Here is an 11,413-nt window from a genome sequence, read left to right on the forward strand (position 1 = left end):
TTGATTCATGGAGGATTAAACAGTGAAAATATCTGTTATCGTTCCTGTATATAATGTAGAGCGATATTTAAGTAATTGTATAGATTCCATATTAAATCAAACCATGAAAAATATTGAATTGATACTTGTAAATGATGGATCAAATGATCGTTCAGGTGAAATTTGTGAGATGTATAAAAGAAAAGACGATAGAGTCATTGTAATTCACAAAACTAACGGGGGATTATCTTCTGCTAGAAACGCTGGCCTTGAGGTCGTAACAGGAAATTTCATAGGATTTGTTGATAGTGATGATTGGATCGAGCCTGATTTTTATCAACTCTTGTATCAAGGATTAGTGACATATGGGGCTGATATAGCTGTTTTACATTTTAAGAAAGTTAGCGATTTTGATAAAATCGCCTTTCAAACAGATGAAATAAAAATTTGGAGATGTTTTAATAAAAATGAAGCTATGGAATTATTATTTGCGAATAATTACATAGGGTATTCTGCAGTTAATAAATTGTATAGGTCAGAGCTTTTCTTTGGAGTAAGATATCCCGAAGGAATGTTGATGGAAGATAAGGCCACTACCTACAAGTTGATACATAATTGCGAGAGCATCGTAGTGAATGAATCAACCAAATACCACTATTTTTTAAGGGAGAATAGCATAATACAATCGACTTTTAACAATAAAAAATTTGATTCTTTCACCATCCATGAAGAACTTATTAAATTTATTGATAATTACTACCCTAAACTAGCTGGAGTAGTCCGGGGGAGATATGTTTATGCTTCAATACGAATGTTATTCATGATGATAAAAAGTAATTATTATGAAGATAATGCGGCATTTGAAAGATGTACTAATGTGATAAAATTATATTACAAAGAAACTATTGTAGAAAAAAGGATGAAAGTACTGATCAAAGTTTTGACAATTGCCTTCCTCATGTTTCCTGGGTTACCGAAACATATGGCGCGATGCAGAATCTTTTCCATGTTATTTAAGAAGGTTAGAATCTCATGAACGAGAGGTATAATCATTGTTAATCAAAATTAAGAAGTTTTTACATAGGAATGTATATCCTTTGATTATTATGGTGTTTCCTATCAATCAGCGAAAAGTAGTTTTTAGCAGCTTTGCAGGGAAGCAGTATGCCGATAACCCCAAGGCAATATCAGAAAAACTACATAATATCCATCCTGAAGCTGAAATTGTATGGTTAATGAAAGGTGCAAGAAAGGTAAATCAGCTTCTTCCCGATTATGTAAAAGTAGTGGAATATGAATCTTTTGCCGCTGCATATGAATTGTTTACCTCTAAGGTTTGGGTGGACAATATAAGAAAGCCGCTATTCTTTAGAAAAAGAAAAAAGCAATTTTACTTACAAACATGGCATGGAACACCGTTAAAGCTTATTGAGGCAGATGCAGGAGATAAGCTTGGAAAAAAATATAGAAAATATGCTAAGCGAGACTCGAAGAATATTAGCATATTATTGTCAGGTAATCAATATTCTACTGCAATTTTCAGGAAAGCTTTTGAATACGAAGGTGAAATGCTGGAGTGTGGGACACCTAGGAATGATCTCTTGTTGAATAATTGTGAACAAATTGGTCTGCAGGTTCGAAAAAAACTTAATTGCGAAAATCAAGCTGTACTGTTATTTGCTCCTACTTATCGTAATGATATAGAAAAAAATGGTTTGGAACAACTCAAAAAGTTAGACCCAAACGTAATTTTAGACGCATATGAAAAGAAATATAACAAAAAATGTGTGTTGTTTTTGAGATTTCACCCAAACGTCGCTGACACAATAAATATGAAAGCAATAATAATGGAATATGGGGAAAGAGTACGTGATGTGTCTGTTATGTGGGACATGCAAGAATTGTTATGTGCCGCAGATGCGCTAATAACTGATTATTCTTCTGTATTCTTTGATTATTCAATATTAAAAAGGCCGATATTTATTTTTACTCCTGACAAAAATAATTATTATGATGAGCGAGGTTTGTATTTAGATGTCAACGAACTCCCGCTATTCAGTTCTGAAACATCTGAGCAACTGGTTTATCTGATTCGTTCTATTGATAAAGAAAATTTAATAGAAAGAACGTCTTTGCTTTTAAATCAAATTGGAAATAAAGAAGAAGGAATAGCTGCGGAGAAAGCTGTACAAATAATTAAAAAGCAATTAGAAATGACTTAAGGGTAGAGATGAGATGTTTGGAGTAACTATATGAGTAGAATCACTATAATAATTATGTTGGTAACCGTTTTCTCCAAGGTGATTGGATTTTTTAGAGATATCATACTCTCTTATCTTTATGGTGCCACTAACGTTACTGATGCATACCTTGTTTCATTAAGCATTCCTACTGCAATATTTGGATTTATTGGTATAGGGATATCCACTGGATATATTCCTATGATCAGTAAAATCCAACAGAAACATGGAGAAAAAGAAAGCCTGAAATTCACTAACAATCTGGTTACAATCTTGGTCATTTTATGTTCAATTATATGTATATTAGGAAATATTTTCATTGAAGAAGTTGTAAAATTATTTGCTTCTGGATTTGAAGGCGAAACATTAAAATTAGCAATCAAATTCACTAGAATAAGTCTATATGGTATGTATTTTACTGGGATTATATATATATATAGCGGATTACTGCAAGTGAAGGGGAAATACATAGTTCCTGCACTGATTGGATTTCCACTTAATATAGTGATAATTTTGTCATTATTATTAAGTGTAAAAGTGCATGTATTAATATTGTCAATAGGAACCGTCATAGCGTTAGCGTCCCAATTACTTTTTTTGATCCCGTTTTTATATAAAATAGGCTATCGGTTTAGGTTTACATTTGAAATAAAAAATAAATACTTGATTGAAATGGCAGTGATTTCCGTTCCATTGATTATTGGAATTTCAATGAATCAGATAAATATTTTAATTGATAGGACGCTCGCTTCTCAAACAATTGAAGGTGGGATATCTGCTTTAAATTATGCCAATACACTAAATGGGTTTGTTCAAAGCGTACTCGTGATGCCATTGGTTACTGTCATGTACCCAATAATTTCAAAGTTGGCTGTAGATAATAATAAGACCGGAATTCAAAAAGCAATATTTGATATGATTACGGGGATAAATTTGTTGGTGATTCCTGCTACAGTTGGTTTTATGTTCTTCGCTAAACCGATTGTAGTGATGCTATTTGGCAGAGGAGCCTTTGATATTCAGGCGGCAAACTTAACATCTGAAGCACTATTTTTTTTCTCAATTGGAATGATTGGTTTTGGTTTAAGAGAAGTGTTGGCAAGGGTTTTCTATTCAATGCAGGATACAAAAACGCCAATGATCAATGCAGGGCTGGGAATGTTTTTAAACATAGTCTTGAATGTTATATTAACTAGGTATATGGGAATCGGAGGACTAGCATTAGCTACAAGTATTTCAGCAATTGTTACTACAATTCTAATGTTTTTTAGTCTAGTAAGAAAAATAGGTTTTTTCAACTTGAAGCGAGTGGCAGTATCATGTTTAAAGATTGTATTTGCTTCATTGATCATGGGGGTCATTACAAAGTTATGTTTTAATTCTTTAAGTTCTTATACAAAAAATATGAATTTATCTTTACTCATATCAATTGTTGCTGGAGTGTTTGTTTATTGGTTGATTATTTATTTTATGAGAGTCGGAGACTTGCAAGTATTTAAGTTATTAAAAGATAGAGTGAGGAAGGCATGAATAACTGTTTATTGCCTGTATGAGTGAACTTATCCGCTGAATCCAACAAATCTATATGATAGGATATAGCAGGAGACTCTGTTGCTACCTATTACTTGAAATACCGTTTGAAAGCTAAGCTTATCGAAAAACATGTGAATTCGTGGAAACGCTAGATTTGAACTCTCAATGATGATTACCGATAAACTTGCTTAAGGAGAAAATATGAAAAAAATAATTACTTATGGGACATTTGATTTGTTACATTATGGACATATAAATTTACTTAAGCGAGCAAAAGCACTTGGTGAATATTTGATTGTTGCACTTTCAACCAATGAATTCAATGAGACTAAAGGGAAGAAGTGCTATTTTTCCTATAATGAAAGAAAGACTCTCCTCGAATCCATACGGTTCGTTGATTTAGTTATTCCTGAAAATAACTGGGAACAGAAAATAAACGATGTACATGAGTTCAAAATTGACACGTTCGTTATGGGGAGTGACTGGGAAGGGAAATTTGATTTTCTTCGAACCTACTGTGAAGTAGTCTATCTAAATAGAACTCCTGAAATTTCAACAACAAAGATAAAGCAAGACTTAGGTTATTGTTGAAACACTTAATTTAATAAGTTCTGGCAATTTACAGTATGAAGAATGACTTCCAAATAAATCGGCTTTTGCTGATTGGACATAGAATTTTAAGAGTATCGATTTCACGCCTTACAAAGGCATACAACTAGGGTACTATGTTATGGGAGAAGAGTGCATATGTCGATTTTAGTAACAGGAGGGGCAGGATATATTGGGAGTCATACCTGCGTTGAACTATTAGATGCGGGTTTTGAAGTAATTGTCGTTGATAATTTTTCTAACAGCAAGTCTGTGGTACTTAATCGAATAGAGAGTATAACCGGTAAGCCGTTAAAGTTATATGCAATTGATTTGTTACATAGAGAGGCGTTGGAAGGTGTTTTTGAGGTAAATGCCATAGAAGCTGTAATTCATCTTGCGGGGCTTAAGGCGGTAGGGGAGTCGGTTGATAATCCCCTATGGTATTATAAAAATAATATTACTGGTACTTTGAATCTCTTGGAAATAATGAATAAGTACAAAGTGAATAAAATGGTTTTCAGTTCCTCCGCTACAGTATACGGGGCTTCCTCAAGCGTTCCCAATTCGGAAGACTCACCTCTAAAAGCCAACAATCCATATGGCCGGTCAAAATTAATGATAGAGGAAATATTAGGTGATTTGTATCGATCTAATCCGGATTGGTACATATCAATCTTAAGATACTTTAATCCAGTTGGTGCTCATGAAAGCGGTAGGATTGGTGAGGACCCTCATGGTATTCCGAATAATTTGATGCCACATATTTCAAGAGTTGCTGTGGGGAGGAGCGATAGGTTGTCTATATTCGGCAGTGATTATGATACGCCTGATGGTACAGGGGTTCGTGATTATATTCATGTCGTCGATTTGGCAAAAGGGCATCTGAAAGCACTAGAGAAAATCAATCGTGTTTCCGGGATCAATTATTATAATCTTGGAACCGGCAGGGGACATAGCGTACTTGAGGTAATTAAAATGTTCGAGTCCGTCACGGGTCGTAATATCCCTTATTCATTAACTAATCGGAGGCCAGGAGATATTGATAAGTGTTATGCGGATCCGACAAAAGCGAAGGTTGAACTAGACTGGGTCGCGAGAAAGACTCTTTCGGACATGTGTCGTGATGCGTGGCGTTGGCAGAAAAATAATCCTAATGGTTACGAAGGTTGATCGGCAAATAAATTTTTTTGGTTAGGTATGATGTATATTTTCACGGAAGGAGCCAACACAATGAAGAAAAAAACAATCAAAAAGCTTCTATTATGGACAGGGGCTATTCTTATTGTGTTGGCAGTCGGCGGCTATTTCGCAATGAATTACGCCGTAAATCGGATGATTCACATGATGGCAGAGGGAATCGATCTCGATTCGTTGGATCGGGAGTTGCAGGGTGTAGGGAATGTACGCATGGATGAGAAGAATGGAGTGACGGCACCGGCTGGGGGGAGCGGCAATGTTGCTGGTGCCGGAGATAAAGCGAATGGAGCAGCAAGTGGTGCGTCCGCTTCGCCGAATAACGGCTCGGGCGGAAGTACGCAGCAGAGCAGCGGAGGCAACACGCAGCAAGGAGGCGCTGTGAGTCAGGCGCCTGCGCAGTCGTCCGCGGCGCCGACAAAAGACGACAAATTAACCTACTCCGCCGAAATTTCGACGGATAAGGCGAAACAGGTCGAAGAGCAAATTACGCTAAAGGACAAGGCGTTCATCACGTCGGTGATTATGAAGCGGTTCAGTTCTTCGGAGCTGAATATGTTCGCCAAGTTGGCCAGCGGCGGGCTGTCGGTTGAAGAGAAGAAGGAAGCGAAGAAGGTTTTCCTCGAGAAGCTGTCGGAGAGTGAATACAATCAACTGATCGGCATTGCCGCCAAGCTGGGCCTGAGCGAAGGGAAAGACTATCAAAACTCGCTCAAAGAGAATTTGAAATAGGCCGGCAAGAAGATCACTTCAACGAAAATGGTTGAGACTGGAAGGAATTCGCCTGTCGATCCCGTAATGTAATAGGGAGAGGCGCAGCCGGGAATGGCCGCGGCACACGACAGGAGGCAGAGTTGATGAAGGTCACCGCTGGTGAATATGTATTGATTAAAGATGATGTGGAAATGGGCGAAAATGTCGTCATTGGCAATCATGTCATCATCTATGAAGGTACCCGGATCGGGGACAATGTGACGATTCACGATCATGCGGTAATTGGCAAGCAGCCGATGCGCGCGAAAAATTCAGCTCTGTCCGGATCGAGGGCGGCGCTGACCCCCGCGGTTATTCATTCCGGCTGCACGATCGGCACGTCGGCTATTGTATATGCCGGGGCGGAGCTCCGGAACGATGTGTTCGTTGCGGATCTGGCCACGATCCGGGAACGGGTTACGGTCGGCGCGAAAACGATCGTGGGCCGCGGCGTAGCCATCGAAAATGATTGCCAAATCGGTGCGAAATGCAAGCTGGAAACGAATTGTTACATAACGGCTTACTCCACGTTGGAAGACGATGTATTCATTGCCCCCTGCGTGGTAACTTCGAACGACAATTATATGGCGCGGACAAAGGCGCGATTCGATAAGTTTAAAGGCGTGACGGTGAAGCGCGGCGGAAGGATCGGGGTCAACGCGACGATTCTGCCCGGCCGACTGATTGAGGAAGATGGGGTCGTGGCGGCGGGCAGTGTGGTAACCCGCGATGTCCAGTCCCGGGAAATTGTCGCAGGGGCGCCGGCCAAGAAGCTGCGCGCTGTTCCCGAGGAGCAATGGCTGGAAAATCAATAACGGCCACAAATTGAAAGCGAAAGTTGCGTGAATGGATGAAGAAGGGGAGAGTGGCGGTAAAATTGGCTGGGTTGCTGGCGGCGCTCGTGGCGACGGGCAACATCAGCATGTATTCGGCAACGGCGGCGCAAACGCCGGAGCGGGTGGAGGTATATTTTGCCCCGCTGAAGCTGTTGTTTGACGGGAAGCAGTATGCGCCTCCGGGAGGGCAGGAAGGATTTCTATATAATGACAGCACTTACGTTCCGCTTCGGTTCATTACGTACGCGCTGAATAAAGATATTGCTTGGGACGGCGAGACGTATACGGTTTCGATTTCGAAGCCGGTGGGGCTTGGGCAGAAGGAAGTTGACGCGTATCGGGCCAACCATGAAGTGGAAAGCAACCCGGGTGAGGCCGAGCCGGTGGATGCGGCGCAATTGAAGCCGGAAAGGATTGAGGCGTATTTCGAAGATGTGACGTATGTATTCGACGGGAAGGTCAAGGAGCCGCCGAAGGATCAGCCCGGGTTGATTGTGAATGACAGTTTGTATGTGCCGCTGCGTTTTTTCTCGCAGTCGGTGGGCAGGCAAATTGACTGGGATCCGAAGACTTATTCGGTGAAGGTGGAAACAACGGTTCAGACGGAGAATGACGAGGCTAAGGCTACACCAAAGCCGTCGCCCTCGCCGACTCCGACACCAACGGCATCGCCGACGGCGTCGCCAAAGCCGTCCGCATCAACTGCGCCCGGAGGGGCAGCGGTTGGTGGCGGAGTTCCTGTCGGCGGAGGCGCTCCGGGAGGAGCCGGGGCGTCCGGCCCGGCGAGCAAGCCGAGCTATAGCGAGCTGACGTCGGCTGCCGAGGGACGGATTTCGTCTTTGCACGATCGAGCCCAAGATTATTTTAAAGATTTGGCGTTACGATATTTATTCGCATCCAGTCAAGAGGAGAGGAACCAACTGAGGAGCCAGGGATCGGCTGCGTTGAGCGGCTTCGACGCCGAGTTCGCCGGAATTATGGACTCGCTTCGTAGTCAGTTGACGGCCAACGGATACGATACTTCGATCATCGCCACATACGAAAGCGGGTATGCAAACGAGAAGGAGAAACAGTTAAGCAATTACAAATAGAAGGCCATATAGCAAAACCGTCCGCAACCGGGCGGTTTTTTACTTTGTAAATTTTCACGTAAACGCTTCCGCCGCGCCAGCCTTTATTCCTATTTTCGACAGATTACGGTATAATTTTTGCTATCAGCTTCGTATTGACACGGGATTATCAAGGTGCCAGGGATACATACGGTTCGGGCGGACATGGGTCCGGGGAGTGAGCAACGGTTGCGAAATTGGCTGGCACGGTGGCAAAGCTATGAATCGCAAATATCGACAGCGCGGGTGTTGGCATTGTTGCCTGGCGTGGAGCGGGTCTATCAGATCTATCAATCGCTTGCAGACGACCAACTGGCCGATATTGTGAATGAACTCAAAGTGAAGGCACGGCAAGGGGAACTAGGTCTTGAGGAGCGGCAAGCGACGCTTGCGCTGCTGAAGGAGGCCGTTCGCCGCAAGCTGGGTCTGCAGTTGCACGATGTGCAGCTGATCGGCGGATGGCTGCTGTGCGACGGCTGCGCCGCCGAGATCAAAACAGGCGAAGGAAAGTCGCTGGTATCGCTGATTCCCGCCTTCTGGTTCGCTTTGCAAGGGGAAGGCGTCCATCTGGCGACGGTGAACGAATATTTGGCTCGGCGGGATTATGAAGCGATGGCCGGCGTCTGGAACCTGCTGGGCTTGTCGGCGGGACTGACAACAGCCGGGGCGTCGATTCGGAGCAAACAAGCCGCCTACGCGGCCGACATTACATACGGGACTTGTACGGAGTTCGGATTCGACTATTTGCGCGACCATCTTGTCAGCGATGCCGGTCAGCAGGTGCAGCGGGAACTGGCCTATGCGGTAATTGACGAATTGGATAGTATTCTGATCGACGAAGCGCGGACGCCGCTTATTATTGCAGGGCAGACGAAGGCGGCTCCCGATACGTATACGATTTGTGCCCATTATGCGGCAGGCTGGCGCGAGGAGCGCGATTACGAGATTGACCCGGAAACGAGGCAAGTCATGTTCACGGATGACGAGATCCGGCGAATGGAGACGGTTTTCGGGATCGAGAATTTGTTCGATACGGAGCACGCGGACGTGTATCACGCGCTGCTGCAGAGTTTGCGGGCGCATACGCTATATAAACGGAATGTGGATTATATCGTGGAAGAGGACGAGGTTCGTCTGATCGACCCGTTCACCGGGCGGATTCTGACCGGACGGCAGTACGGCGACGGCTTGCAGCAAGCCATCGAAGCGAAAGAGAAGGTGCCGCTCAGCCCGGAAATTCGTACGCATGCGACGATTACGGTACAGAAGTATTGGAGCCTCTACTGGCAAATTACCGGCATGAGCGGGACGGTTCTGTCGGAGTCGGCGGAGTTTGCCCGCATTTACGGACTGGAGACGGTAGCGATTCCGACGCATGAACCGGTCGTGCGCGTGGACGAACCGGACCGGATCGTGCTCACGGAGCAGGAGAAATACGAGTATGTAACGGCATTGATCGAGCGCTGTCATCATAATGGTCAGCCGGTGCTAATCGGGACTGCTTCGGTGCGGCAGTCGGAGGAGCTCTCCCGTTTTTTGGCCGGCAAGGGGATGGCCCACCGGGTGCTGAATGCGCTGACGGAAGCCGAAGAAGCGGCAATTATCGCGGACGCCGGACAGCGGGGCGCGATTACGATCGCGACGAATATGGCGGGACGCGGCACGGATATCAAGCTGGGCGAAGGCGTAGCGGAGCTTGGCGGTTTGTATGTGATCGGTACGGAACGGCACGAAAGCGGCCGCGTCGACCAACAGCTGCGCGGAAGGGCCGGGCGGCAAGGGGACCCCGGCTCGTCGCAGTTTGTGGTGTCGCTGGAGGACGAATGGTTGGAACGCTTCGAGCCGGAGGAGACGGAGCGGCAACGCGAGCGTTGGAGGAAAGCGGAGGGAGTCGGAGGAACTCCGGGAGACGACGATGCCAAAAGGCAGCGGCGCCTTGCGGCATGGGTGACGACCGTACAAAGGCGTGTCGAGCAGTTCATGTACGGCATTCGCCAGTCGGTGTATGCGCTGGATACGATCGTTCACGAGCAGCGGCAGCACTTTTATGAGCGGCGGGACAAGCTGATCGCGCGGGACGCGGATCGGCGGGAAATGATGGCGGAGCTTGCGGCTTTAACGATCGGCGATGCGGTAGGACGGTATTGCCCGATTGGCGAGGTGCCGGAAGATTGGGATATGGCCGGGTTGTGCAGTGCGTTGTCTTTTGCCGATAGTGTTCGGTTGGAGCTGGGTGTGTTGGAAAATCCGGACGAAGCGGAAACGCGGCTCGTTCGAATCTGGCACGAGCGGTTGGAGCGTTATCTTGCCGCTGCGACCGATGCGGAGCAATGGCTGGAGCGATGGCGGCTTGCGCTGATCCGGGAGCTGGACAGGTTGTGGATGGACCATCTGGACAAAGTGGAGCAAGTTCGGCAAGGCATTCCCTATATGGGGTACGCGCAGCGCAATCCGATTGTGGCGTTTGAAGCGGAAACGTGGCGGAGATTTCACGAGATGGACGGCGAACTGACCGGCGGAATTGGATTGCGATTCGTTCGCGAAGTGGTTGAGGCTACCCGCGACGATATGCCTTCGGCAAGGAATATTCACCCGGAAGAAGCCGGGGTGGCCAGTTGATAAAGCAGGAGAAGGGGCGGAGGACGGCAATGGCGGAGCAAAAAAGCTTCTGGGCGGCATGGAAGAAGCGGCTGGCTAATCGCGAGTCGACGGGCGATAAAGCCGGGGACGGCGCGCCGCTGCCGGATCCAAAGACGCTTGCGGCGGATGAAGTGGTGCGGAACAAGGCTTTTCTTGCGCTGGAGGAACAGCTTCAGATTATCCATAAGGCTCGGAAGCATCTTGAAGAGTATGTGTTTCCTACTGATCCGGGACTGGTTTCCTGGAGGCTGGGGTTTGCGATCGATAACGAAGTGTTCGTCTCTGTCGTTTCGCAGGATCGGCGCGGGAGCGAGATGGTGCGATGTCAGTTGTCGGCGTTCTGGCAGGACGCGGAGACGGGGCGTTCCACGAAAGGATATCGGATCAGCATGATCCGGTTTGGGGATGACGGATGGCGCGTTTTTCAGGTGAGGGAGATGGAGACGGGTCAAGCTCGCGAGATAAGCTGAGCGGATAATGAGTCAGGCGAAAAAGACGAAAGCGGAAAAAGAAGCCGGTTACCCCAATAGAGGAGTGA

10 protein-coding genes are annotated in these 11,413 nt (G+C 45.7%); all 10 read left to right on the forward strand.

All coding sequences use genetic code 11. The features are described 5' to 3' along the window. The first annotated feature begins 22 nt into the window (after positions 1 to 22). Positions 23 to 1,015 (forward strand): glycosyltransferase family 2 protein, encoded by a 993-nt coding sequence (locus EXY20_RS19580; protein WP_135553790.1) that lies wholly within the window; start codon positions 23 to 25, stop codon positions 1,013 to 1,015. Between the two features lie 16 nt (positions 1,016 to 1,031). Further along, the gene (locus EXY20_RS19585) at positions 1,032 to 2,201 is read left to right on the forward strand and encodes a CDP-glycerol glycerophosphotransferase family protein (RefSeq protein ID WP_135553791.1); all 1,170 of its coding nucleotides are present in this window, start codon (positions 1,032 to 1,034) and stop codon (positions 2,199 to 2,201) included. Positions 2,202 to 2,231: 30 nt separating this feature from the next. Next, complete coding sequence (gene murJ, locus EXY20_RS19590; RefSeq protein WP_135553792.1) at positions 2,232 to 3,749, forward strand: murein biosynthesis integral membrane protein MurJ; 1,518 nt, start codon at positions 2,232 to 2,234, stop codon at positions 3,747 to 3,749. A 204-nt stretch (positions 3,750 to 3,953) separates the two neighbouring features. Then, positions 3,954 to 4,343, forward strand: a complete 390-nt coding sequence (gene tagD / locus EXY20_RS19595; protein ID WP_135553793.1) for a glycerol-3-phosphate cytidylyltransferase — start codon at positions 3,954 to 3,956, stop codon at positions 4,341 to 4,343. 156 nt (positions 4,344 to 4,499) lie between these two features. After that, the gene (gene galE / locus EXY20_RS19600; protein WP_135553794.1) at positions 4,500 to 5,513 is read left to right on the forward strand and encodes a UDP-glucose 4-epimerase GalE; all 1,014 of its coding nucleotides are present in this window, start codon (positions 4,500 to 4,502) and stop codon (positions 5,511 to 5,513) included. A 60-nt stretch (positions 5,514 to 5,573) separates the two neighbouring features. Continuing rightward, entirely contained in the window at positions 5,574 to 6,269 is a 696-nt protein-coding gene (locus tag EXY20_RS19605; protein WP_135553795.1) for a hypothetical protein, read from the forward strand. Between the two features lie 125 nt (positions 6,270 to 6,394). Continuing rightward, on the forward strand, positions 6,395 to 7,105 hold the full coding sequence (locus EXY20_RS19610; RefSeq protein WP_135553796.1) for an N-acetyltransferase: 711 nt from the start codon (positions 6,395 to 6,397) through the stop codon (positions 7,103 to 7,105). A 35-nt stretch (positions 7,106 to 7,140) separates the two neighbouring features. Continuing rightward, the gene (locus EXY20_RS40315) at positions 7,141 to 8,217 is read left to right on the forward strand and encodes a copper amine oxidase N-terminal domain-containing protein (RefSeq protein WP_135553797.1); all 1,077 of its coding nucleotides are present in this window, start codon (positions 7,141 to 7,143) and stop codon (positions 8,215 to 8,217) included. 207 nt (positions 8,218 to 8,424) lie between these two features. Beyond that, the gene (locus EXY20_RS19620; RefSeq protein WP_167859375.1) at positions 8,425 to 10,854 is read left to right on the forward strand and encodes a preprotein translocase subunit SecA; all 2,430 of its coding nucleotides are present in this window, start codon (positions 8,425 to 8,427) and stop codon (positions 10,852 to 10,854) included. Positions 10,855 to 10,883: 29 nt separating this feature from the next. Continuing rightward, complete coding sequence (locus EXY20_RS19625; RefSeq protein ID WP_135553799.1) at positions 10,884 to 11,345, forward strand: hypothetical protein; 462 nt, start codon at positions 10,884 to 10,886, stop codon at positions 11,343 to 11,345. The last annotated feature ends 68 nt before the right edge of the window (positions 11,346 to 11,413 follow it).

The organism is Paenibacillus cymbidii (assembly GCF_004764705.1).
Classification (GTDB): Bacteria; Bacillota; Bacilli; order Paenibacillales; family NBRC-103111; genus Paenibacillus_AN; species Paenibacillus_AN cymbidii.

What these genes read in the sequence shown, in the direction of transcription:
- murJ (WP_135553792.1), top strand. Translation starts at nt 2,232, where the DNA reads ATGAGTAGAATCACTATAATAATTATGTTGGTAACCGTTTTCTCCAAG.
- tagD (WP_135553793.1), top strand. Translation starts at nt 3,954, where the DNA reads ATGAAAAAAATAATTACTTATGGGACATTTGATTTGTTACATTATGGA.
- EXY20_RS19610 (WP_135553796.1), top strand. Translation starts at nt 6,395, where the DNA reads ATGAAGGTCACCGCTGGTGAATATGTATTGATTAAAGATGATGTGGAA.
- galE (WP_135553794.1), top strand. Translation starts at nt 4,500, where the DNA reads ATGTCGATTTTAGTAACAGGAGGGGCAGGATATATTGGGAGTCATACC.
- EXY20_RS19605 (WP_135553795.1), top strand. Translation starts at nt 5,574, where the DNA reads ATGAAGAAAAAAACAATCAAAAAGCTTCTATTATGGACAGGGGCTATT.
- EXY20_RS40315 (WP_135553797.1), top strand. Translation starts at nt 7,141, where the DNA reads ATGAAGAAGGGGAGAGTGGCGGTAAAATTGGCTGGGTTGCTGGCGGCG.
- EXY20_RS19625 (WP_135553799.1), top strand. Translation starts at nt 10,884, where the DNA reads ATGGCGGAGCAAAAAAGCTTCTGGGCGGCATGGAAGAAGCGGCTGGCT.